Below are 23945 nucleotides of genomic sequence, written 5' to 3'. Positions count from 1 at the left end.
TCTTTAGATTAAGGATGGTGATGTTGTTGGATTATTCTAATATCAATTAATGGGTGTTAATTTAAATATAAGTATTAGTAATCATTATTATCTTCTGGAAATTTCGGTAAAATAGTGCTAAGATTCTTTCCTGTTGGCAGAATGAATTTAGTCAAGGAGATAATTAATGAAAGATTTTAGGAAGTTACCATTGGCTTCGGCGGTGATGTGTGCATTGGTGGTGTTGCCTGTGTCGGCTGAAACCGAAGTGCAGAATGCAGTTGATTTGGATACGGTTGTGGTTAAAGGCGACCGTCAGGGCATGAAGGTTAAAACCAATGTTGTGACCACCAAGAAAAAAGACGAAAGTGTTGAGACTGATTTACGCGGTCTGTTTAAGGATGAACCTGCAATCAGTATCGGCGCAGGTAACGGTACTTCCCAATATCTCTATATCCGCGGCATGGGGCAGAACTCGGTGGACGTGAAAGTGGACAACGGCTACGCCGACAGTCAGTTCCTCTACCACCAAGGCCGCCATATGCTCGACCCTGCTTTGGTAAAAATTGTCTCCGTGCAAAAAGGGGCGGGCAGCGCATCGGCTGGTATCGGACAAACCAACGGTGCGGTGGTTGCCAAAACTTTAGATGCGGAAGACTTGCTGAAAAACAGCAGTAATCCGAATTTCGGCGCACGTCTGAATGCAGGCTACAACAGCAACGACGGTCATAATTACGGTGCGGCCGTATTCGGCAAGGCGGGGGGGTGTTCGATTACCTGATTGCCGGCAACCGCGTCAATGAAGATGAATACAAAGGTGGCAAAGGTTATACCAACGGTTACAATGGTTCAGACCGTGTGCCTTACAGCAAATTGGACAAAACAGGATACTTGGGCAAAATCGGCCTGAACATCAATGAAGACCACCGTGTTGCTTTAAATCACCGTTACGAACAGCATAAAGGCGAGCGATTGGTTCGTGAAGAATTTTCAGTAGGCGGTCGTTTGTCTTTAGATCGTCAAGCACCGGCTATGCGTAAAATGACAGTTAACCATACCAACTTGGAATGGACAGGTAAAAACTTAGGTTTTGCCCAATCTGCCAACGCAAATATTTACCGTTTGGAACAAGGCCGTTGGTCTGCTGATGACAGTGGTAATGGTTATGCGGGTGGCCGACAAAATACTGGTGCGACCAAAACCAAACTCGATACTATCGGCGCAAACGTCAATTTTGACTCTCGTGTGCATGATAAGGTAATATTGAAATACGGTGTGAATTTCCGCAATCAGGAAGTGAAGCCGAATCGGGTTTTCCTCTCGGGCGTACGGAACCAGGAGAAACAGGATATCGGTATGTACGGCGAAGCCATTGCCGATATCAAAGACGTTACCCTGACTGCGGGTCTGCGCTATGATTATTTCAACTTTAAAGCCATGGATGGCAAGAAAATCAGCGACGGCGCAGTCAATCCGAGTGTGGGCGTGATTTGGCAGGCCATGCCGAACCTGAGTTTCAGTGCCAGCCACAACTACGCGACCCGCAGTCCGCGTATGCATGATGCGTTGTTGTCGCACGGTACGCGCGGCGTGGTATCGATTGCAGACGGTACCAAAGCCGAGCAAGCACGCAATACCGAAATCGGTTTCAACTACAACGACAGTACCTTCGGCTTGGAAGGCAGTTACTTCTGGCAAAATATCAAAGATGCTTTGGGTACGACTACCGGCCGCAACAACCATTTGTGTACCGGTGCCAATCTCCAATGCTTTTCAGAAATTGTTAATGCAGGCCGCGTGAAAAACAAAGGCTATGAGTTGGGCGCATCTTACCGCTACGAAGGTTTGACCGCGCGTTTGGGTGTAGCACATGCCAAGCCGCGTTTCTATGGCGAAGGCTTGAGCGCAAACGGCGAATATGCCGCTGCAATCGGCCGTACTTGGACGGCATCATTGGGTTACCGTTTTAACAAACCGAATTTGGAAGTGGCCGTACACCGACGTCAGGTTGAGAAAGTCAAAGCCAAAGATAATTTCTTCCTAAGCAATAATACGGTTAAAGCAGCGGATAAAGGTAAAGCTTCTTATGGCGTAACCGATATTACTGCCAACTGGAAACCGTTGGACAACGACAAAATGAACGTGAATTTTGCCGTAAACAACATTACCAATAAAAACTACGTTCCGCACGCCCAGCGCAGCGATTTGCCAGGCACAGGGCGCGAATACCGTATCGGTATGAATTACACATTTTAAAAGCAGTATGCAAAATGCCCGATTTATGTCGGGCATTTTTTTATGAGATGAATAATTATGAGATGAATAAATTGTTAAGTGAAATTCTTTAAACGGTGCTTAAACTTAACGAGGCCGTCTGAAAATCATATTGGACATCAACCAAGTTTCACGATGTAGAAAATTCTAAATCAATCCTTAATGATTAAAAATATCAACGCTTAATCGCCAAAGTCAGCACACCGGCAGTGACCAAGCCCAAGCCCACCCATTCCTGCGTGCTTGGACGTTCGTCCAAAAACACCACCGCCATCAGCGCGACCAATACCAAGCTGAATTTATCCACTGGCGCGACTTGCGAAGCATTGCCCATTTGCAGGGCTTTGAAATAGGCCAGCCACGATGCGCCGGTGGCGAGGCCGGAGAAAATCAGGAATGTCCAGTTGCGCCCGGTAAAGCTTTCCACACCTTGCCATTTGCCGGTGTAGGTGAGAAACAAGGCCAGCGCGGCGATGATAACCAGCGTGCGGATAAAGGTGGCAAAATCCGAATCAATCCCTTGCAAACCGGCTTTGGCAAAAATAGCGGTCAGTGCGGCGAAAAATGCCGAAGCCAGTGCCCAATAAAACCAAGTAGCACCCATATAAAAATCCCTTTTTTAAAATAAAAACAAACAGATATTTCAAACGGCCTGATGAGCAGTTTCAGGCCGTCTGAAAACAAAAAAAGTTTCTTGATTTGAAAAAATGCGGTTCATTCTCAAAAACGTTATAATGGCATGATACACCCAATTCCATCTATTTGTGAGGAGAACACATGAGTTTCAAAACCGATGCCGAAATTGCCCAAGCCGCGGCCATGCAGCCGATTGCCGACATTGCAGCCAAACTTGGCATCACCCATGAAAAGCTGGAGCCATACGGCCATTACAAAGCCAAGATCAATCCTGATGAAGCATTTGCGTTGCCGGAAAAACAAGGCCGTCTGATTTTGGTGACCGCCATCAACCCGACTCCCGCCGGCGAGGGTAAAACAACCGTGACCATCGGTTTGGCCGACGCGTTGAACTATATCGGCAAACAGGCCGTGATTGCGTTGCGTGAACCGTCTTTAGGCCCGGTATTCGGCGTGAAAGGCGGCGCGGCGGGTGGCGGTTATTCGCAAGTGTTGCCGATGGAAGACATCAATCTGCACTTTACCGGCGATTTCCATGCCATCGGCGCGGCCAACAATCTGCTGGCGGCCATGTTGGACAACCATATTTATCAAGGCAACGAGCTAAACATCGACCCGAAACGCGTGCTGTGGCGCCGTGTGGTTGACATGAACGACCGCCAACTGCGCAACATTATCGATGGTCTGGGCAAGAGCGTTGACGGTGTGATGCGCCCTGACGGCTTCGACATTACCGTTGCTTCCGAAGTGATGGCCGTGTTCTGCCTGGCCAAAGACATCAGCGATTTGAAAAACCGCTTGGGCAATATTTTGGTGGCCTACACCAAAGACGGCAGCCCGGTTTACGCCAAAGATTTGAAGGCACACGGCGCGATGGCGGCCTTGTTGAAAGATGCGATTAAACCGAATTTGGTACAAACCATCGCCGGCACGCCTGCATTTGTCCACGGCGGCCCGTTTGCCAACATCGCCCACGGCTGCAACACCGTATTGGCGACCCGTTTGGCGAAACACTTGGGCGATTATGCCGTGACCGAAGCAGGTTTCGGTGCCGATTTGGGCGCGGAAAAATTCTGCGACATCAAATGCCGCTTGGCCGAATTGCAACCTGATGCCGCCGTGGTGGTCGCCACCGTGCGCGCGTTGAAATACAACGGCGGTGTGGAACGCGTCAACTTGGGCGAAGAAAACTTAGACGCATTGGCCAAAGGCTTGCCAAACTTATTGAAACACATCAGCAACTTGAAAAACGTATTCGGCCTGCCGGTGGTGGTGGCGATCAACCGTTTTGTGTCCGATACCGATGCCGAATTAAAACTGATTCAAGACGAATGCGCCAAACAGGGCGTGGAAGTGTCGTTGGCCGAAGTGTGGGCGAAAGGCGGCGAAGGTGGCGCGGATTTGGCGCAAAAAGTGGTCAACGCCATTGAAACCCAGCCGAACAACTTCCAATTCGCCTACGCAACCGACCTGCCGATTAAAGACAAAATCCGCACCATCGCGCAAAAAATCTACGGCGCAGCCGATGTTGAATTCAGCGGCGAAGCCAACGCCGAAATCGCCTCACTGGAAAAACTCGGCTTGGGCAAATTACCAATCTGCATGGCAAAAACCCAATATTCATTGAGCGACAACGCCAAATTATTGGGCAAACCCGAAGGCTTCACTATCAGCGTGCGCGGCATCACTGTTTCCGCCGGTGCAGGCTTCATCGTTGCCCTGTGCGGGAACATGATGAAAATGCCGGGCTTGCCGAAAGTACCGGCTGCCGAGAAAATCGATGTCGATGAAAATGGCGTGATTCACGGTTTGTTCTGATGGTAGGCAGGTAAAAAGCCGTCTGAAAGTATGTATGATTTCAGACGGCCTTTCTTCAATGGTATGATGAAATCACTTATAATAACGGCAATTCAATACAAAAGGCCGTCTGAAATGACTCAAAACGCAAACAATCTCTGTTGGCTCGACATGGAAATGACCGGCCTCTATCCCGAAACCGACAAAATCATCGAAGTGGCGATGATTATCACCGACCAAGATTTGAATGTGTTGGCGCAGTCGGAAGTGTATGCCATTCATCAAAGCGATGAGGTGTTGAACGCGATGGACGAATGGAACACGGCGACACACGGCCGCACAGGTTTGATCCAACGGGTGCGCGAGTCAAGCTACACCGAAGCGGAAGTTGAGCAGAAATTACTCGATTTTATGGCCGAATGGATTCCGGAAAAAGCCACGCCGATGTGCGGCAACACCATTCATCAAGACCGCCGTTTTATGGTGAAATACATGCCGCGCTTGGAAGCATATTTCCATTACCGCAATCTTGATGTGTCTACTTTGAAAGAGCTGGCCAAACGTTGGCATCCGACTATGGCCAAAGGCGTGGTAAAACACGGTTCGCACCAGGCTTTGGATGATATTTTGGAAAGCATTGAAGAAATGCGTTATTACCGCGAGCATTTTTTGAAATTGCCGCAATAGTTTGAACAGGCCGTCTGAATGTTTCAGTTTCAGACGGCCTTTTATCATTCAGACATCAAACTGCGCTACAATCGTTACACTATTGATAAAATGATTGCCTATGACCTACCGATACCGCCAAACCTTACCCGATACGCCGCTGGATATTGTCGGCGATGTGCACGGTGAATTTACCGCACTGCAAAACCTGTTGCGCCATTTAGGCTACGATTCAGAAGGCCGCCATCCCGGTGGGCGCAGGCTGGTGTTTGTCGGCGATTTGTGTGACCGCGGGCCGGACAGCCCGGCGGTGTTGAAATGGGTAAAACGCGCGCAAGAGCAAGGCCTGGCCTATGTGGCGCTCGGTAATCACGAATTGAATCTTTTGGTGGATGATCGCAAAGACGGTTCAGGCTGGCTTTTTGATTCACGCGCGGAAAAAGACGGAGTCAACTATGCGCCGTGGCGGCGTGCCGATGAAGCGGAAAAAAACGAGTTCACCGCATGGCTGGCCGAGCAACCGATTATTTGCGAACGCGCCGATATCCGCATCATTCATGCTGCGTGGTTGCCGGAAATGTTCCCACGTTTGGACGACGCACAGGCGCGTGGCGAAGATTTGGTCACGCAATACCACCGTTTTGACCAAGAATTGAAACAGCAGCTTCAGACGGCCTCATGGTATGAAGATTACCGCTACGAACAGCAGCATTATGCGGAATTGGCGGAAAATCCCGACCAGGCGCCACCGCCGATGCCGGCTACTGCACAATATGATTTTGCCCGTGGTAAAGCGCACCCTTTGCGTGCCTTGACCAGCGGCGTGGAAAAATTGGTGTCGGAATTGTTTTATGCCGGAGGGCGTTGGCGCGGTACCGGCCGCTGCCCGTGGTGGGAAGATTATCGGGAAGACGTGCCGGTGGTCATCGGCCATTATTGGCGCACTTGGCAGCCGGATCCGAACACCGTTGCCGCCGAACGTAATCTTCTACCTACGCAACCGACGGCATGGCACGGCGCGAAAAACAACGTGTTTTGCGTGGATTTCTCTATCGGCGCCAGTTGGCGCGTGCGCAAGTTTCCCGAAAAATATCCGCCGCAGCAATTCCGCTTGGCGGCGCTGTGTTGGCCGGAGCGGACTTTGATGTTTGATGATGGGGAAGTGGTGGCGACGGATAAATAGCCGCTTTTATCTGTTGGCTGATTGAATGTTTGATTAAGTGAAAAAATGCGTCGATGAATGGATGTAGGCCGTCTGAAAAATGATTTTCAGACGGCCTGAGATGTAGGAAATTGTCGGGTTGTTTACACTTTTTATGCAAAACAGCTTTTATTTTCTGCCTAAATGATTGTTTTAGGATTGTTGAGCATTATCAAGAACCATGCGGCGTTGCCGTGCCTTTCGGCATTCTTGACAACACTCGAAAATCCCAAAATGGGTCTTCAAGCAAAAAAGCAAAAGTGTAAACAACGCTAGGATTTTCTACACCTGAGACCTTTGCAAAACCTCATAAACCACCAATAAAAACCCAAACAGCCGTCATTCCCGCCTGTGCGCGAATGACGTCGATTCTTTGTGCAGTGGCTTTTCAGGCAGTTTTGCAAAGGTCACGGCCTGATGTTTGCTAATCATCATGTTAAGATGATTCTATTGTGGCATATCACGATTGAGAAACCAACGGCTAAGCGGCCAATCAACACTATCAAGCAGGTTTTTGGTTATCAGACCCAGCTCCGTATCGCCTTCAATTTGTAATTTGCGTTTGAAAAATAATGTATCCGGGTCTTCCTCACGCATAATCATGCGCATAAAATCAACACCATTGGCGGCCAAACGTAAATCGGGCGCTCCCTCAAAAGCGTCTGCAATAAATTTTTCTTCATTGGCACCAAATCGGATTTTCACACCGGCATCCAATACATCGATTTCAAACTTTCTTCCGGCAAAAAGGCTCATATCGGCCGGCAGCAGTTCTTTAGCCAGCATGGCGTTTAAGGCGGTGACCAATATAACGCGGGGCGGCTTGGCGGGTAACTTGCCTACCAATTTTCCCAGCCATTGCGGCAAGATGATTTCAGGCAGCACCATAATATTTCTCCTTCACGGCTTCAATTCCCGGCTGGCCAAACCAATATCCATCGACCAAAGTTCCGGTTGATAAACGTTTCAATTCGGGCAGAGCCTCGTTTAAAGACAATATGCCGTCTGTAACGTCACGATGAATTTGAACAATCTCTGCCATACCGGTTATTTGCGGCGACAAACGCAGTATGTCTATACCGATGGCCGCCATGTCTTGATGGTGCGGCAATAGGTTCTGGCAGCAGTAAGACATGGTCTGAATCCCATTAATGGTTAAAAAAGGCTGGCCTTCACGGGTATTCATGGTCATGCCGTGATCGTAATCCAAGCAGCGGAATTCGCAGCTGTCTTTATTCAGATTGTAATGGCGGGCAGTAAAACAGCGGGATGAATAGGCCAGCGGCATTTTCCCCCATGCGAATACTTCGGTTTCAATACCGTTTGTTGCAGAAGTAATCGCAGCCAATTTTTCCCGACTCAATTCTGCAGGAGCCAACCAGCGGTATGCGCCTAAATTTTTAAATAATGTCAGGGTAGTGTCGTTATAGATATTGAGGCTGGCGCCGGCTACAAACGGTATGCCGTGTTCGCGAACCAGTTTGACAGCACCCATATCGTTGGCTTCAATTTTAAATTTTCCTTGCCCGGCAATTTTGCGCAAGCGTTTTAAATCGGATTCACTTTCCAGTAAAACCTGTGAAGATAAAATAATTTCTTTACCGCTGTCTGCCAAGTCTTCTGCCAAGCCGAACCAGTCCGAAAAGCGCATTTTTTGTCGGCGCGAACACACGACTTCTCCAAGATAAATGGTATCGAGCGGGGCATCCAGCATGGTTGTATAAAACTCCAGCAGAGTTTCTTTTTGCCAGAAAAACAATACAGGGCCTAATGATAATTTTAATTTGCTCATACGGTTTATCCTATTTCCACGGACGGCTATATGCCCCTAAAGTTGTTTGGCTGCCTTCAGAGACTTTACCCAAAGCATTGCTCCAAGCAGGTTGGATACGGAAATGTTTCTTATCGGCTGCCGCCGCATCCAAAGCTTGCCGCATGGCTTTCGTCACTTGTGCCGTGTACATCGGACTGCGTTGGCGGCCTTCAATTTTGACGGCACTGACGCCGATATCGATTAATTGCGGCAACATTTCCAGTACATTCAGACTGGTCGGTTCTTCTAATGCGTAATAGGTTTCATCATTCACTTCAAAGCGGCCTTTGCACAAAGTCGGGTAGCCGGCCGGTTCGTTCGGATTGAATTGATCAATCAATATATGGTTTAAACGCACATCCATGCGGTCTGGTTTTTGTTCCCAGCGAACCGATTTCGCCGGAGAACACACTCCCTGCATATTGGGCGATTCGCCGGTAGCATAGCTGGATAAAATACAGCGGCCTTCAACCATCACACACAGGCTGCCAAAACCGAATACCTCGATTTCGACATCGGTATGTTCGATAACATGTTTTACCTGATCAATTGTCAAAACACGGGGCAAAACGACTCGGCGGATGTCAAACAAATCTTTCATCAGGTTGATGGCTTCGTAATTGGTCGCGGAGCCTTGGACAGACATATGCAACCGTAAATCAGGATATTTATCGGCGGCATAAGCCATCAGTGCCGGGTCGGCAACAATAACGGCATCAGTTCTCAGTTGTACCGCCGTATCGATGGCTTTTTGCCACTGTTCGGATTGCCCGGCTTGAGCAAAGGTATTGATGGCCATTAATACCTGCCGCCCGCGCTCATGAGCATAGGAAACCCCTTGCATTGCAGATTTCATATCAAAATTCAAGCCCGGAAAATTTCGAGCATTCGTGGCATTTTTGAGTCCCATATAAACGGTGTCTGCGCCATTATCAATCGCTGTTTTTAAGGCAGGTAAATTGCCAGCCGGGCAGACCAGTTCCGGAATTTTCTGCATATTGTGCTCCTTGCTCATTGTCGTAACTTTGGTTTGAAATCAATATCTGGTATGACAGGGCGGATTTTATGTATAAAAAGCACAATATGTTCTGATTTAAATCAAGCTGATTTTTTTGGTTTTGGCTGTTTGTTCATGTTGGATTAAAGAAGGGACGAATATTTAAATATGTTTTCAATAGGTTACGAAAATTAGAAAAACGTTGTGCTGAAAGAAATTGGCTATTATATTTATAAATTTTTACAATAATAGTATCTTGTTTGGGTTGGATTTGAATAAAAGGCCGTCTGAAAAATCATTTTCAGACGGCCTTTCGTTTACCCAATCAATTAGTTACAAATCAAACACCGCCGTCACCGGCGCATGGTCGCTCGGGCGCTCTTGCCCGCGGGCGGCCAAGTCGACTGCTACGTCTTGCAACACGGCAGACAAGGCCGGGGAAATCAGCAGGTGGTCGATGCGTAAGCCTAAGCCGCGTTGGAACATGGCGCCGCGGTAGTCGAACCATGTGTAAAACGCACCTTCGGGATGGATTTGGCGCAGACTGTCGGTTAAGTCTAAGTTGAGCAGGTTTTGGAACCATTGACGCTCGATGCTTGAGCAATGGATTTTTTCATGCCATTTTTCCGGATCGTAGCAGTCGGCATCGGCCGGGGCGATGTTGAAATCCCCGAGCAAAACCAATTTTTCATGGCGGGCCAGTTCGTCGCGCACAAATTCGTTGAGCGCGGCAAACCATTGTTCTTTATATTGGAATTTCGGGCTGTCGAGGGCTTCGCCGTTGACGCAGTAAACATTAATCACGCGCACGCCGTTGATAGTGGCGGCAATCACGCGCCGTTGCGGGTCGTCGGGCAGGTTGGGCAGACCGGTGTGGACATCCTGCGGTTCGGTGCGGCTGATAATCGCCACGCCGTTGTAGGTTTTTTGGCCGCTCCAAACGGTATGCCAACCCATCATTTGCAGCGCGGCGACGGGGTATTTGTCTTGGTCGAGTTTCAGTTCTTGCAAGGCCAAGACATCGGGTTGGTGTTCGGCCAGCCAGTTTTGTACTTGCGGCAGGCGTACGTTGAGGGAATTGACATTCCAGGTCGTGATTTTCATGGGGATTCCGTGTGTGGATAATAGGCCGTCTGAAAGATTTGGCCGAAAAAACAGCGCGGTGGGCTGATAAACCGCGCTATTTTAGCATTGATTTTGGTGGGATTTAAACTCAGGCAGAGACCTTTGCAAAACCTCATAAATCACCCATAAAAACCAAAACAACCGTTATTTCAGCATAGGCGTAAGTCCATTTTTGAGCATGGAAAACTATTGAATAAAATAAGTTTCTGAAATTTTAAGATGGATTCCCGCCTGCGCGGGAATGACGTCGGTTCTTTGTGCAGTGGCTTTTCAGGAAATTTTGCAAAGGTCTCAGGCAGCTTGTTGGCCGGTTTGTTTCAGGCTTTTGAGCGTGTGCAAAATCACGGCGGCTTCATCGGAAATCAAGCGGTATTCAAGCACGCGGTGGTAGCGGGTGAATTCGACCAAGCCTTCGCTACGCAGTTTGGCTAAATGATTGGACACGGTGGTGGCATGTTGGCCGGTGGCGGCGCATAGTTCATTGACATTGCGATCGCCTTCGAGCAAGAGAAACAGAATACTCATGCGCTCGGGCTGGGCGATGAGTTTTAATAGGGTTGAGAGACGTTGGTTTTCCATGGTTGTGCTTTGTGTCCGGTGGAGTGGATGTGGCTGTAAAAGGTGAAAAGATAGTCATTCTTTTTTCGGTTATTTTGATGCCGAACCGCCTGTTTTGATTGAGTTTAACATCAAAATTGTGCTTTCCGATTTGCTGAGTTTAAAATATCGTAAAGAATTGTTAATAATAGAATTAAAGGCCGTCTGAAATATTTCAGACGGCCTTGGCGTGGATTCAACGCTTATTTTCGGGCAAAACCTTGTTTGTGCAAAAACGGCAGAATTTCAGGGCGGATTCCGCCTTTGAGCGATTCGGTCATTTGCTCGGCCCAGTCGGTGTCCATTTTGCTGCGTTCTTGATAATAAGCGCGGGTAAGGGCGCGGTAATCGGCCAGTACTTGGCTGTCAATCGGCTGATAGTGGTTTTCGGAAACCATGGCTTCCAGCGGCAAACGCGGACGCAGCATCGGGTCTTGTGCCGGATGGCCGAGCGCCATGCCGAACATCGGTACAACGTATTTCGGCAGCTTCAAGATTTCGGCGGTGCGGTTGATGTCGTTGCGGATGTAGCCCAGATACACGCCGCCCAAGCCCAGTGATTCGGCCGCCAGCATCACGTTTTGTGCGATGATGCCGCAATCGACGGCACCGATTAATACCATTTCCGTCCAATCCAGTTGTGATTCAGGGCGAAGGATTGGTGTTTGGCGAAGTCGAAACAGAAAATCAGCAGTTCGGCGCAGGTGTCGATGCTACTTAAAGCGCGGCCGATGTCTCGGATTTGTGTGCGCACTTCGGGGTCGGTCACGCGGATGATGTGGGTGCTTTGGAAAAAGTTGGAGGTCGAACCGGCACGGCCTGCGTTCAAAATGGCGGTGAGTTGTTCGCTGCTGATGGGCTCATCGGTAAACTTGCGGATAGATCGGTGTGCTAAGGCAGTTTCGATGACGGGTTTGCTGGGTAAAGTCATAATTTTCCTTTCTATTTGATTAGGTGTGCTGAGGCCGTCTGAAAGGGGGATGATGATTTTCAGACGGCCTTGGTGTGGTGTTTTCCGGATGGGTTGGTGAAAATGTAAAAAGTTACTGTTAACCGGTTTACGCCAATTTCAATGCCAGTTCGGCCAAACGTTTGCCTTGTGCAAAAGCCAATTCGTTTTCATCGGCGCTTAATGCCGCGTTGCCGTTGTGTCCGGTGACATGCGAGGCACCGTAGGGCGTGCCGCCGCTTTGGGTGTGGCTGAGGGCGGTTTCGCTGTACGGAATGCCGCTGATGACCATGCCGTGATGCAGAAGCGGCAGCATCATGGTGAGCAGGGTGGATTCTTGGCCGCCGTGCAGGGAGCTGCTGCTGGTGAACACGGTGGCCGGTTTACCGGATAATTCTGCCCCCAGCCATTGCGGAATCGTGCCGTCGATAAAGTATTTCATGGCGGCGGCCATGTTGCCGAAACGGGTAGGGCTGCCCAATGCCAAGCCGGCGCAGTTTTTCAAATCATCGGCGGTGGCGTAAGGGGCGCCGCTGTCGGGGATGTCGCTTTCTACCGCTTCGCACACGGTGGAAACTTTCGGCACGGTACGCAACACGGCTTCGCAGCCGGCCACGCTTTCGATGCCGCGGGCGATTTGGCGGGCGAGGTTGAGCGTGCTGCCGTTTTGGCTGTAGAACAAAACTAAAATGTTGAGGGAAGTTGGGTTCATGGCGTAATTCCGTTACAATGGCTTAATCAAACTGCTTTTCAGACGGCCTAAAGGGAAGGCCGTCTGAAAAATCATCATCATACAATACATTAAGGAAAAGAGTATGCCGTTTTTAAAATGGTGGCAAGGCTTGTTGGAAAATAAAGTGGTCGGATTTTTGATGTTTGTGTTTGACCGCTTTAATAATGAACGCGTGCCGCAAGTGGCATCGAGTCTGACTTTTACCACGCTGTTGGCCTTGGTGCCGGTATTGACGGTGATGCTGGTGGTGGTGTCGGCTTTTCCGGTATTTGACCAGTGGACGGCATCTTTTGTCGGATTTATCAACCGCATGATCGTGCCGCAGGGTGCGGATGTGGTGTTCGAATACCTGAATCAGTTTAAAGACAAGGCCAGCAAACTGACCGCCATTGGCAGCGTGATGTTGTTTGTGACCTCTCTGATGTTGGTGCAAACCATCGACAGCGCGTTCAACCGTATTTGGAATGTGCATACCCAGCGTCCGTTGGTGCGCCAATTTTTGGTGTATTGGGCATTATTGACGTTTGGCCCCTTGTCGCTGGGTGTCAGTTTGTCGCTGATTGTCGGCGCGGTAAACGGCTTGGGCTTGGAATACATTTCGCCGGTATTGGCCGAAGCGGTCAGATTTTTGATGTCTTTGTTCTTCAGCACAGCCTTGCTGTGCGCGCTTTACCGCTTTGTGCCGCACCGCTTTGTGCCGGCCAAACACGCTTTAATCGGTGCGGTGGTGACAGCGTTTGCTTTGCAGATTGCACGCTATATTTTTGCGTGGTATATGAGTAATTTTGACGGCTATAAATCGATTTACGGCGCGTTTGCGGCGATTCCGTTTTTCTTAGTGTGGTTGAATCTGCTCTGGTCGATGGTATTGGCCGGTGCGGTGTTGACGTCTTCGTTGTCGTATTGGCGCGATAATGCTTTTCGCCGCAATTTCGATTCCTCCGGCCGTTTTGATGATGTGTTGAAAATTTTGTTGTTGCTCGATGCGGCGCAGCAAGAAGGCAAAGCCATGCCGGTGCAGGAATTGCGTGCGCATATCAATATGGGCTATGACGAATTGGGTGAGCTTTTGGAAAAGCTGGCACGACACGGCTATGTCTATGCGGGCAAGCAGGGCTGGGTGTTGAAAACCAGTGCGGATAAAATCGATTTGGCCGAATTGTTTAAGATTTTTGTGTACAGCCCGTCGTATATGAAGAAAGACAAAGTTAACGCTGCGGTCGATCAAATCATGCAGCCTTGCGTGAAAACCATGAACATGACTTTGGCCGAATTCCGCGTGCACACGGATAATCACGATAAATCCGTTGCCGCCTTAAAGAAAATTTTTGACGATATTTAATATTCAGGCCGTCTGAAAATATTTTCTTTTCAGACGGCCTTCACGACTTCTCACTTAAATCCGCCATGAAAATCACCGCTTTTGTCTCACTCATGCTTGCCACGTCTTCAGCGTTTGCCGCCCACGGTTTGGGTTTGGGGCAGCCGCCTAAATATCCACCGCATTTCAAAGCCTTTGATTATGTGAACCTGAATGCGCCCAAAGGCGGGACGTTTACGTTGCCGGTGCAGGGCGGATTTGACACGCTCAATCCGTTTACGCTCAAGGGCGACCATGAAGCGGGCGTGGCCACCTTGACGCTGGATACGCTGATGGAAAAAAGCTTGGATGAGCCGTTTGCCATGTATGGCTTGTTGGCAGAAGACGTCAGCTTGGCTTCAGACGGCCTGTCGGTCACGTTTAAGCTCAATCCGAAAGCACGTTTTCACAACGGTGAGCCAGTATTGGCCAAAGACGTGGCCGCTTCGTTCAACACCTTGACACAAGACAAAGCGGCCGCGCCGATGTATAGATTTTATTGGAGCGATGTCGCCAAAGTGGAAACGCCTGCCGCGCGTACGGTGGTGTTCCGATTCAAGAAGAAAAACGCCGAATTACACATGATTTTGGGCGAACTGCCGGTGTTTTCACACAAAAGCTATCCGCAAGGTTTGGCGGCTGCGGCCAACACTATGCCCATCGGCTCCGGCCCTTACCGTTTTTCCCGCGCCGACAGCGGCCGCCTGAGCGAATACCGGCGTGATAAAAATTATTGGGCAAAGGATTTGCCGGTACGTAAAGGGCGGTACAACTTCGATACCGTGCGCTTCCGATATTTTAAAGATGACAGCGTGCGCATCGAAGGCATTAAGGGAGGGCGGTATGATTTTGTGCAGGAAAACATCGCCCGCAATTGGGCGCGCGCCTATCCTGACGATATATTGAAAAAGCGCGGCTTGAGCAAACATGAGTGGCAACACGGCAATACCGCCGGTATGCAGGGCTTTGTGATGAACCAGCGCCGCAAGCCTTTTGACGATGTTTTGGTGCGCCAAGCGATGGTGGAGAGTTTTGATTTTGAAAACACCAATACCAAGCTCTTTTACGGCACTTATCGGCGCAGCAACAGCTTTTTCACCAACAGCGCCATGGCAGCGACGGGCAAACCAAGCGGCGCGGAATTGGCATTGTTGAATACGGTGAAAACGCAGTTGCCGCAGGCGGTGTTTACGCAAAATGTGCCGCAGCCGCCGGTGGTGAATCCGCAAATCGGTGTCCGTCCGCAGCTTTTGAAAGCGCGAACCTTGCTGCTGAAAGCGGGTTACCGTTATCAAAACGGCAAGCTGGTGGACAAACAGGGCAGGCCGCTGGTGTTTGAATTTTTAAGCCCGAGCAAAACCTATGAGCGTGTGACCGCCAAATGGCAGCGTGACTTGGCCAAAATCGGCGTGGGCATGAACATACGCATCGCCGACCCGGCTGTGTTTCAAAAGCGCATGAATGCATTTGACTACGACATGACGATTGTGGTGTACGCCAACAGTGAAAGTCCGGGCAACGAGCAGTTTAATTACTTCGGTTGTGAAGCAGCCAAAACCGAAGGCAGCCGCAACTGGGCGGGCGTGTGTGACCCGGCGGTGGATGCGTTGCTGAAACGCTTTGAAAATTTCAGCAGCCGTGAAGAATTGATCGTCTCTGCCCGTGCTTTGGACCGGGTATTGCGCCATCAATATATTGTTGTGCCCAATTGGTTCAGCGACCGTTATCGCGTGGTTTACCTCAATAATCTGGGTATTCCGAGTACCTTGCCGAAATATTACAGTCCGCTTGATTGGGCGCTCAGTTCTGCATGGATAAAGCCGTAAGGTGATTGGAGCCTGCTGATAAGAGGCAAAAAATACTGATGGGCGGTTATTTTCTATTGTAAATAATATCATTTGGTTTATAATAATGGGAAAAAATGCAGCATGAATAAGTGCTGCTTAAACCAATAAATATTATTACGTGGAAAATGCAATGAATGCTTCTTTTAATCTTTCAGACGGCCTGTTTGTTTATCTTCTATGGTGGGCGATACCGGTGGTTTTGTTGGTCGTTTTAGCGAAAACCCGTTGGTCGAGAAATTTTACCGCGCGTTTTTCCGTGAATGTGCGTGCCAAATGCTTATTGGATCCCAGAACTTATCACGCTTTTCCTAATTTGGATGTGTACTGTGGTGGCGAGCATGAGCAAATTGATTGCGTATATGTGTCGCGTTTCGGTATTTTTGTGGTCAATACACCGAATCAGCAGGGAAGGATCGAGGGTGACGACGGCAGCGGTATGTGGACGAGCAAGTTGCATAAGAATCAAGCCAAATTTGAAAATCCATTGTTGAAAAATCAGCAATATATTCAGGTATTGTCGGATCAATTGTCGGTGTCGCAGAAAATGTTTTATTCGGTGGTGGTGTTTCCGAAGTATTGCTATTTTCAAACCATGATGCCGGATAATGTGTTGGACATCAGCGATTTTAAAGAATTTGTCGCGCAATATGATGAAGTGGTATTTACGGATGAAGAAATTGTCGAGATTCGCGCAGCATTGGAAACCAGTGAATTTGATGTGGTGTTTAAACGCATAGGCTTGAGTGCTTAAGCAAGAGAATGAGTGAACGATGAAAGGCCGTCTGAAAGTTTATCTTTCAGACGGCCTTTTGATTGAATCCATTAACGCTTCACGCCGCTTAAACGTGCCCAGCCTTCATCGATTTCGGTAGGTTCGATGTCGAACCATTGACCGTAAATTTCGCTTAATTCTTCTATTTGTTCGTCTAACAAGCCCGATAAAATAATGCGTCCGCCCGGTTTGGTGCGGTCGGCCAGCATTTCGCCGAGCATACGCAAAGGGTTGGCCAAAATGTTGGCGACAACTACATCAAACTGACCTTCAGGCACGCTATCCGGCAGATAGAATTGCGCTTGCACATTGTTTTGGCCGGCATTGGCTTTGCTGGCGCGAATGGCTTGTTCGTCAATATCCACACCCACCGCCGAACCTGCGCCCAATTTCAATGCGGCAATCGCTAAAATGCCCGAGCCGCAGCCGTAATCCAATACGCTTTCGCCGCCTTTTAATTGTGCATCCAGCCATTGCAGGCACAGACGGGTGGTCGGATGGCTGCCGGTACGAAGGCCAAGCCGGGGTCGAGCTGCAGGTTGACGGCGTTTTCATCGGGGCATCGTGCCAGGAAGGGGTAATCCACAGCCTGTCGGAAATCTGAATCGGGTCGAATTGGGCTTGGGTTAAGCGCACCCAGTCTTGGTCTTCCAAGATTTCAGTGGTGTAGTTTAGGTCGTTCAAACCACAGGCTTTTGTGGCGGTTTCGACCACCGCAGCAGCATCGTCGTTTTCGCCAAACAGGACAATCACTTTGCTTTGCTGCCAGATTTGTTCGGTTGGCATACCCGGTTCGCCGAAAATGGCCTGTTCGTTTTCGGTACCGGCGTAGGCATCTTCTATGGCGGCGGAAAGCGCGCCGTGTTCCATTAAGGCATCCGCCAACGGCTCGGCAATGGTGTCTTTAACGGCAAGGGTAATTTGTTGGTATGGCATAATAGGTCTTTATCGGGGATAGGCCGTCTGAAACAGGAAACAACTCTCCAGGCGGTCATGAATAAAATGGGTTTATTGTAACGGATTCAGCCGGATTGAAAAAGGCCGTCTGAACGGTAGGGCAGCTTCCCTTTGTTTCAGACGGCCTTGGTGTTGATCCGCTTACTTCTCAGCCAATTTGGCTTTGCGTTGCTCCAACCATTTTTCCAAATAGTGAATGCTCACACCGCCTTGAGCAAAGCCTTCGTCTTTGAACAAATCGCGGTGCAAAGGGGTATTGGTTTTGATGCCGGTCACAGCCAATTCGGCCAACGCCACGCGCATTTTCGCCATCGCCTGCGCGCGGTCTTTGCCAACCACGCAGATTTTACCGATCAGGCTGTCGTAAAACGGCGGGATGCGGTAACCTTGGTAAATGTGGCTGTCGACGCGGATACCAAACCCGCCCGGCAAATGGCAACTTTCAATCAAACCCGGGCTTGGAATGAAATTGTATGGGTCTTCGGCGTTGATGCGGCACTCAAAGGCGTGGCCTTCGATTTGGATGTCGTCTTGGGTGTATTGCAACGGCAGGCCGCTGGCGATGCGGATTTGCTCTTGCACGATGTCCACGCCGGTAATCAGCTCGGTCACAGGGTGTTCGACCTGAACGCGGGTATTCATTTCGATAAAGAAGAATTCACCGTCTTCATACAAAAATTCAAACGTGCCAGCGCCACGATAACCAATGCGTTTACAGGCATCAGCACAGGCTTGGCCGATTTTGGCACGCTCTTCCGGTGTGATGCCAGGTGCAGGTGCTTCTTCGATGACTTTTTGGTGGCGGCGTTGCAAAGAGCAATCGCGCTCGGCTAAATAAATCGCATTGCCTTGTTCATCGGCCAATACTTGAATCTCAACGTGGCGCGGACGTTGCAGGTAACGCTCCATATACACCATCGGATTGCCGAATGCGGCACCGGCTTCGGTTTTGGTCATTTCCACCGAGCGAATCAGGTCTTCTCTTTTTTCGACCACGCGCATACCGCGACCGCCGCCGCCGCCCGATGCTTTGATAATTACCGGGAAACCGACTTTATCGGCGATTTTCAGGATTTCTTCGTCATCATCAGGCAGAGCGCCGTCCGAGCCCGGCACGCAAGGCACACCGGCTTCAATCATGGCGTGTTTGGCAGAAACTTTATCACCCATCAGGCGGATGGTGTCGGCTTTGGGGCCGATAAAGGTAAAGCCGGATTGCTCAACTTGTTCGGCAAAATTGGCATTTTCAGCCAAGAAGCCGTAGCCGGGATGAATGCCGTCGGCGCCGGTTACTTCGGCAGCAGCAATCAGCGCGGGAATATTCAGGTAGCTTTGTGCGGAATTGGCAGGGCCAATGCATACCGATTCGTCGGCCAATTTGACGTGCAGGCTGTCTTTGTCAGCTTCGGAATGCACGGCGACGGTGGCAATGCCCATTTCGCGGCAGGCACGCAGCACGCGCAAGGCGATTTCACCGCGGTTGGCGATTAATACTTTGTTCAACATAATGATTTTCCTGTGTTTTTCAGGCGGAATTTTCAACAAGGAGGCCGTCTGAAAATGTTTATGCTTCAAATGTTCCGTAAAGTTTCAGACGGCCTATGTTTATCAGGCCGTCTGAAAGCGGATTATTCGATGATAAACAACGGTTCGCCAAATTCCACAGGAGTGGCGTTTTCTACCAGAATTTCTTTGACCACGCCCGATTTCTCGGCTTCGATTTCGTTCATCAGTTTCATGGCTTCGATGATGCACAGGGTATCACCGGCTTTTACGCTTTGGCCGACTTCGACAAACGGTTTAGCGTTCGGGCCGGGGGCGCGGTAGAAAGTGCCGACCATCGGTGATTTTTGGGCATCAGCCAAGTTGCGTACAGATGCTTCTGCGGCAGGTGCGGCAGCGGTAGCCGGAGCAGCGGTCACGGCGGTAGGAGCGGCAACCGGAGCTGGGGCATAAACAGGTGCCGGAGCGGCGGTGGCACGGGTAATACGGACTTTTTCTTCGCCTTCGGTGACTTCGATTTCGGCGATACCGGATTCTTCAACTAAATCAATCAGTTTTTTCAGTTTGCGCAAATCCATTTTGGTTCCTTACTTATTTAGAGACGGTCTGTTGCAGAGCCGTGTTACGTTACATGGTGATGTTGAATCAGATTGTGTTTGCCCGTTATTCACATTAAGACAACGAACAAATGAGATAGTGTATGTGCCAGCCGTAGCCGGAATTTAATCAAGCTATTTTCCCGAAGTCACAGCAAAATGTCTAGCAAAATATCGAAAAACCGCTCATTTGGGCGTTAAATGGTCAGATTGGAAAGTGGGAACGAGATGATTTTGTTAATAAGAGTATATATTCTAATCAGTTGGTTTTATAAGAAAACAGGCCGTCTGAAAAGAGGAAATATGCGTATAATAACGGCTGTTTTGGATTGTGAAAAAAATCATGGATATTGCTGATTTTGACTTTGAACTACCTGAAAAATTAATCGCGCAACGCCCGCCTGAAGTTCGCGGCAGCAGCCGTTTGCTGGCGGCTTTGCCCGAGAAGCCGATAACCGATGCGTATTTTGTCGATTTGCCGGATTATGTCGGACGCGGCGATGTATTGGTATTCAACAATACCAAAGTGATTAAAGCGCGTTTGTTCGGCCAAAAAGCCAGCGGCGGCAAAATAGAAGCCTTGATCGAGCGAGTGTTAGACGAACATACCGCCTTGGCACATGTGCGTTCGTCAAAATCGCCCAAGCCGGGGACGGAATTGATTTTTGAAGGCGGTATTAAAGCGGTGATGGTTGAGCGGCAGGAAGAGTTGTTCTGTTTGCGTTTTGATGGCGCGCAAACGGTTTACGAGTTATTAGAGCAAAGCGGCCATTTACCCTTGCCGCCTTATATTGAGCGCACGGCGGATGATAAGGATGACAGCCGCTATCAAACGGTTTACGCCAAGCATCAGGGTGCGGTAGCCGCGCCGACAGCAGGCTTGCATTTTACCGATGAATTGCTGGCGGCTTTAAGAGCCAAAGGCGTGGAAATGGCGGAAGTGACCCTGCATGTGGGAGCCGGCACGTTCCAGCCGGTGCGTGTAGACAATATTGCCGATCATAAAATGCACAGTGAATGGTTTGATGTGCCGTCTGAAACGGTAGCGGCGATTGAAGCGGCTAAAGCACGCGGTAACCGGGTGTGGTCGGTCGGTACTACCTCGATGCGGGCGCTGGAATCGGCAGCGCGTGAAACAGGCCGTCTGAAAGCCGGACAGGGCGATACCGATATTTTCATTACGCCGGGCTATCGTTTCAATGTGGTTGACCGCTTGATTACCAATTTCCATTTGCCGAAATCAACGTTGTTGATGTTGGTCAGTGCATTGTCGGGTATGCAGCATATCCGTGAGGTGTACCAACATGCGGTTGAGCAGGAATACCGTTTTTTCAGCTATGGTGATGCGATGATTTTAGGGCGCGTTGAACAACGGAAGACTAATTGAATCACAATAAAAAGGCTGTCTGAACGTTTCAGACGGCCTCTGATCTTGTGTCAGCAGTTATTTTTTTGCTTTAGCGTTGTTGCTATAGTTGGCATAAGCATAATAATCATAGCTGCTGTTGTCTTCACGTTTCATGCCGTTCAAGATCACGCCTTTGATTTGAACATTGCTTTGCTTCAAGCGGTCGGCGCTGAGGTCCAATTCTTTGGCAGTGGTGTTGCCATAGCGTGCCACCATCAGGGTGGTGCCGGCATGTTGCCCCACAATCGAAGCATCGGTCACGGCCAACACCGGTGGGGTATCGATGATGATGTAATCAAAATGTGCTTGAGCATAAGCCAGCAATTCATTGAAACGGTTGTCTAACAACAATTCAGACGGATTACTTGGGTAGCCGCCATTGCCGATAATGCTTAAGTTTTCAATGGTCGTGGTTTGCACTGCTTGGGCAGGCGATGCTTGGCCGGACAGGATATGGGTCAAACCAAACTCTGAATCGGTACCGAAGGCTTGCTGCAAATAGCCTTTGCGCATATCAGCGTCAATCACCAGTACTTTTTTGCCGGATTGAGCCATGACCACAGCCAAGTTGGCCGAAATAAACGATTTGCCGGCTTCCGGGGCGGCACCGGTAATCATCAGCACGTTGTTTTTGGCTTCCAACATGGAGAAGTAAATATTGGTACGTAAAGCGCGTACAGCTTCAACGGCTACGTCGGTGCTGTCTTCATTGGCCAATAGGTAAGCAGGTTGATTGGCAAGTGATTTAAATTTACTTTTTAATTTGTCACGCTTCTGTTGGATAGGCGAATGTGGCACCAGCGCCGTCACTTCCATATCCAAATCTTCAATTTCTTCCGAAGAAGTAATGCCGTTGCGCAAACCGCCGCGCAGTAGAATCCACAATGCGGCCAAGGTACCTGCGCCCAACGCGCTCAATAAGGTAATCACTGTTTTGCGTGGTGCGATCGGTGTTTCCGGCGGATAGGCATGATCAACCACGCGTACATTGCCTTGGGCGCTGGCACGCATGATGTTCAACTCTTGCTGTTTGCTCAGCAATTGCACATAAGTCGCTTGATTGGTTTCTACATCGCGGGTCAGGCGGATCACTTCTTGTTGCGTGTTGGGCAGGTTGGCAATTTGCTGATTGATTTTGTTTTTGGCGTTTTCCAAGACCGATAATTTATCCAGCACGGCTTTGTAAGAAGGGTGTTCAGGTGTGTAGAGTTCGGCCAAACCGGCTTCTTCGGTACGCAGCATGGTAATTTGGGTTTCAATGCTGGTCAGGCTTTCTAACGCACCTTTGGATTCTAACGGAATATCCAAAGAGCCTGAACGTTCACGATAGGTATTGAGTTTGTTTTCCGCATCTTGCAGGGTTTCTTTCAGACGCGGTAATTCTTCACTGATAAAGGCTAAACCGCTGGAAGCCACTTGAATATCGCGCTCACGGTTTTGTTCGACATAATTATCCGCAATGCTGTTTAAGATAAGGCTGGTTTTTTTCGGATCAGTGCCGGTATAGGTCAGATTGATAATCGGACTGCTTTTCCCTTTGCTGGAAACGCCCAGTTTGGTTTTAATGTGGGTGATGGCATTGGGTCTCGAAAATTTGGTCAGTAAGAACTCTTGACCCGGATTGGCCAAAATCTGATCGATTTTCAACACGGTTTCATTATTGATGCGTACCGGCACACCGACACGACCTTCAACAGCGCGTTCATCCGGCAGGGTCAAAATAAATGATTTATTGTCGCGTACGGCTAGTTTAATCGGCTGATTCAACCATTCTTCTTGAGCTGTAAACGTGCTGACTTTCAGTTCAGGCTTGAGATCGTTGCTTAGGTTGTAAATCAAAGAGCCGAAAATAGGGAAGAATTTAGGGGTAATTTGTTGATCTAATTGTAAATCGTCAACTGTTTTACCCAATACCAAACGCGATTGAATCAGCTCCAATTCCGCTTCAGAAGGCAATGGTTCATTAGAAAAAATGCTGTTGATTTCAGTCAGAATCTGGTTTTGTTTGGTTTCGATTTCCAGCATGGCATCGGCTCGATAAACCGGCGTAGAGACCATACTGAATAGCGCACCCAATACACCGCCGGCCAAAACGGCCAGTGCGATTTTGTACCTATTCGACCAAAGTTTGTGTATGTGACGATTAATATCGATTTCGTCGTTATTGCTAGGTGCTGATGTTGTTGGTTTCGTCATCAGTAAACTTTCTCTTTAAAACTTAAAAGTAATCTTAATTTATGGCTGGTGAATATTCATCTACCCCAAAGTCATAAAGGGTTATGCTGAGAGTTGCTCAGCTTGTGCGCCCAGCTTTGCGCCGCTTCTTCAAGTTGCTGATAAACGGCTTCAAACATTTCCGGACTTTGGCGAAAAGGGTCGGGAACTGTTTTTTTATTTAACCATTGGGCAAACAAAATAGTTTTGCTGCGGGCAGAGGGGTGAATATTGGCCACCTTGTCGATTTGCTCTGGCTCCATCACCAAAATCAAATCGGCTTTATCACACATCTCAACCGTTAATTGCCGCGCAGTATGGCCGGCAACAACCACACCGTGTTTCAGTGCGGTTTTGATGGCTTGAAAGTCGGCATCTTTTCCGGTCAGTGCCTGAATACCTGCCGAACTGATCTGATGTTTGGGCAGTTTTTTCTGCAAAATGCGTTCGGCAGTCGGCGAGCGGCAGATATTTCCATGACAAACAATTAAAATATTTTGAAACATAGGCAGTTATCGGTA

The 23945-nt window shown here is 49.1% G+C and carries 20 protein-coding genes and 2 pseudogenes; 8 read left to right on the top strand and 14 right to left on the bottom strand.

What is annotated here, in order from left to right; translation table 11 throughout:
* Positions 1 to 205: 205 nt before the first annotated feature.
* A pseudogene (locus CGZ65_RS10670) lies at positions 206 to 2235 on the top strand (TonB-dependent receptor domain-containing protein).
* A 193-nt stretch (positions 2236 to 2428) separates the two neighbouring features.
* Here CGZ65_RS10670 and CGZ65_RS10665 read toward each other — a convergent pair.
* On the bottom strand, positions 2429 to 2857 hold the full coding sequence (locus CGZ65_RS10665) for an EamA family transporter (protein WP_096295795.1): 429 nt from the start codon (positions 2855 to 2857) through the stop codon (positions 2429 to 2431).
* Positions 2858 to 3030: 173 nt separating this feature from the next.
* On the opposite strand from CGZ65_RS10665, the gene CGZ65_RS10660 reads away from it, so the two are divergent.
* From CGZ65_RS10660 to CGZ65_RS10650, 3 genes are all read left to right on the top strand, one after another.
* On the top strand, positions 3031 to 4707 hold the full coding sequence (locus CGZ65_RS10660) for a formate--tetrahydrofolate ligase (protein WP_096295794.1): 1677 nt from the start codon (positions 3031 to 3033) through the stop codon (positions 4705 to 4707).
* Positions 4708 to 4821: 114 nt separating this feature from the next.
* Positions 4822 to 5373 carry an oligoribonuclease gene (orn, locus tag CGZ65_RS10655; RefSeq protein ID WP_096295793.1) on the top strand — a complete coding sequence of 184 codons (552 nt, stop codon included), beginning with the start codon at positions 4822 to 4824 and terminating at the stop codon, positions 5371 to 5373.
* Between the two features lie 100 nt (positions 5374 to 5473).
* The gene (locus CGZ65_RS10650) at positions 5474 to 6535 is read left to right on the top strand and encodes a metallophosphoesterase (protein ID WP_096295792.1); all 1062 of its coding nucleotides are present in this window, start codon (positions 5474 to 5476) and stop codon (positions 6533 to 6535) included.
* A 465-nt stretch (positions 6536 to 7000) separates the two neighbouring features.
* On the opposite strand, the gene ubiT is transcribed toward CGZ65_RS10650, so the two are convergent.
* The 8 genes from ubiT to wrbA all read right to left on the bottom strand — a co-directional run bounded on the left by ubiT (position 7001) and on the right by wrbA (position 12746).
* A complete protein-coding gene (ubiT, locus tag CGZ65_RS10645) occupies positions 7001 to 7441 on the bottom strand; it encodes a ubiquinone anaerobic biosynthesis accessory factor UbiT (RefSeq protein WP_096295791.1) in 441 nt (146 codons plus the stop codon).
* Positions 7428 to 8345: a U32 family peptidase gene (locus CGZ65_RS10640; protein WP_096295790.1), complete on the bottom strand. Its 918-nt coding sequence runs from the start codon at positions 8343 to 8345 to the stop codon at positions 7428 to 7430. The genes ubiT and CGZ65_RS10640 overlap by 14 nt, the downstream gene beginning before the upstream one ends.
* 10 nt (positions 8346 to 8355) lie before the next feature.
* Positions 8356 to 9363, bottom strand: coding sequence for a ubiquinone anaerobic biosynthesis protein UbiU (gene ubiU, locus CGZ65_RS10635; RefSeq protein ID WP_096295789.1), 1008 nt, complete (start codon positions 9361 to 9363; stop codon positions 8356 to 8358).
* A 333-nt stretch (positions 9364 to 9696) separates the two neighbouring features.
* Positions 9697 to 10467, bottom strand: coding sequence for an exodeoxyribonuclease III (xth, locus tag CGZ65_RS10630; protein WP_096295788.1), 771 nt, complete (start codon positions 10465 to 10467; stop codon positions 9697 to 9699).
* 312 nt (positions 10468 to 10779) lie between these two features.
* A complete protein-coding gene (locus CGZ65_RS10625) occupies positions 10780 to 11067 on the bottom strand; it encodes an ArsR/SmtB family transcription factor (RefSeq protein ID WP_096295787.1) in 288 nt (95 codons plus the stop codon).
* Between the two features lie 221 nt (positions 11068 to 11288).
* Complete coding sequence (locus CGZ65_RS14960; RefSeq protein WP_332457918.1) at positions 11289 to 11708, bottom strand: nitroreductase family protein; 420 nt, start codon at positions 11706 to 11708, stop codon at positions 11289 to 11291.
* The gene (locus tag CGZ65_RS14955) at positions 11699 to 12016 is read right to left on the bottom strand and encodes a nitroreductase family protein (RefSeq protein ID WP_332457917.1); all 318 of its coding nucleotides are present in this window, start codon (positions 12014 to 12016) and stop codon (positions 11699 to 11701) included. The genes CGZ65_RS14960 and CGZ65_RS14955 overlap by 10 nt, the downstream gene beginning before the upstream one ends.
* A gap of 127 nt (positions 12017 to 12143) precedes the next feature.
* Positions 12144 to 12746: an NAD(P)H:quinone oxidoreductase gene (gene wrbA, locus CGZ65_RS10615; RefSeq protein WP_096295786.1), complete on the bottom strand. Its 603-nt coding sequence runs from the start codon at positions 12744 to 12746 to the stop codon at positions 12144 to 12146.
* 103 nt (positions 12747 to 12849) lie between these two features.
* Between wrbA and CGZ65_RS10610 the strand changes: the two genes are divergently transcribed.
* From CGZ65_RS10610 to CGZ65_RS10600, 3 genes are all read left to right on the top strand, one after another.
* Complete coding sequence (locus CGZ65_RS10610; protein WP_096295785.1) at positions 12850 to 14109, top strand: YihY family inner membrane protein; 1260 nt, start codon at positions 12850 to 12852, stop codon at positions 14107 to 14109.
* 65 nt (positions 14110 to 14174) lie between these two features.
* On the top strand, positions 14175 to 15953 hold the full coding sequence (locus CGZ65_RS10605; protein WP_096295784.1) for an extracellular solute-binding protein: 1779 nt from the start codon (positions 14175 to 14177) through the stop codon (positions 15951 to 15953).
* 151 nt (positions 15954 to 16104) lie between these two features.
* A complete protein-coding gene (locus tag CGZ65_RS10600) occupies positions 16105 to 16725 on the top strand; it encodes a nuclease-related domain-containing protein (RefSeq protein ID WP_096295783.1) in 621 nt (206 codons plus the stop codon).
* Between the two features lie 71 nt (positions 16726 to 16796).
* Here the strand turns inward: CGZ65_RS10600 and prmA are convergent.
* From prmA to accB, 3 genes and pseudogenes are all read right to left on the bottom strand, one after another.
* A pseudogene (gene prmA, locus CGZ65_RS10595) lies at positions 16797 to 17682 on the bottom strand (50S ribosomal protein L11 methyltransferase).
* A 162-nt stretch (positions 17683 to 17844) separates the two neighbouring features.
* Positions 17845 to 19209: an acetyl-CoA carboxylase biotin carboxylase subunit gene (gene accC, locus CGZ65_RS10590; RefSeq protein ID WP_096296180.1), complete on the bottom strand. Its 1365-nt coding sequence runs from the start codon at positions 19207 to 19209 to the stop codon at positions 17845 to 17847.
* Between the two features lie 122 nt (positions 19210 to 19331).
* Positions 19332 to 19784 carry an acetyl-CoA carboxylase biotin carboxyl carrier protein gene (gene accB / locus CGZ65_RS10585; RefSeq protein ID WP_096295782.1) on the bottom strand — a complete coding sequence of 151 codons (453 nt, stop codon included), beginning with the start codon at positions 19782 to 19784 and terminating at the stop codon, positions 19332 to 19334.
* 361 nt (positions 19785 to 20145) lie between these two features.
* Between accB and queA the strand changes: the two genes are divergently transcribed.
* The gene (gene queA, locus CGZ65_RS10580) at positions 20146 to 21189 is read left to right on the top strand and encodes a tRNA preQ1(34) S-adenosylmethionine ribosyltransferase-isomerase QueA (protein WP_096296179.1); all 1044 of its coding nucleotides are present in this window, start codon (positions 20146 to 20148) and stop codon (positions 21187 to 21189) included.
* A 57-nt stretch (positions 21190 to 21246) separates the two neighbouring features.
* Here the strand turns inward: queA and CGZ65_RS10575 are convergent, their stop codons facing one another.
* Positions 21247 to 23406, bottom strand: coding sequence for a polysaccharide biosynthesis tyrosine autokinase (locus CGZ65_RS10575; protein ID WP_096295781.1), 2160 nt, complete (start codon positions 23404 to 23406; stop codon positions 21247 to 21249).
* 71 nt (positions 23407 to 23477) lie between these two features.
* Positions 23478 to 23930: a low molecular weight protein-tyrosine-phosphatase gene (locus tag CGZ65_RS10570; protein ID WP_096295780.1), complete on the bottom strand. Its 453-nt coding sequence runs from the start codon at positions 23928 to 23930 to the stop codon at positions 23478 to 23480.
* Positions 23931 to 23945: the final 15 nt, after the last annotated feature.

The sequence above is a fragment of the Neisseria weixii genome, from assembly GCF_002327085.1.
In the GTDB taxonomy this organism is placed as follows: Bacteria; Pseudomonadota; Gammaproteobacteria; order Burkholderiales; family Neisseriaceae; genus Neisseria; species Neisseria weixii.
The sequence above is the reverse complement of the archived record's forward strand: the minus strand, read 5'-3'. Positions and strand labels throughout refer to the sequence as shown.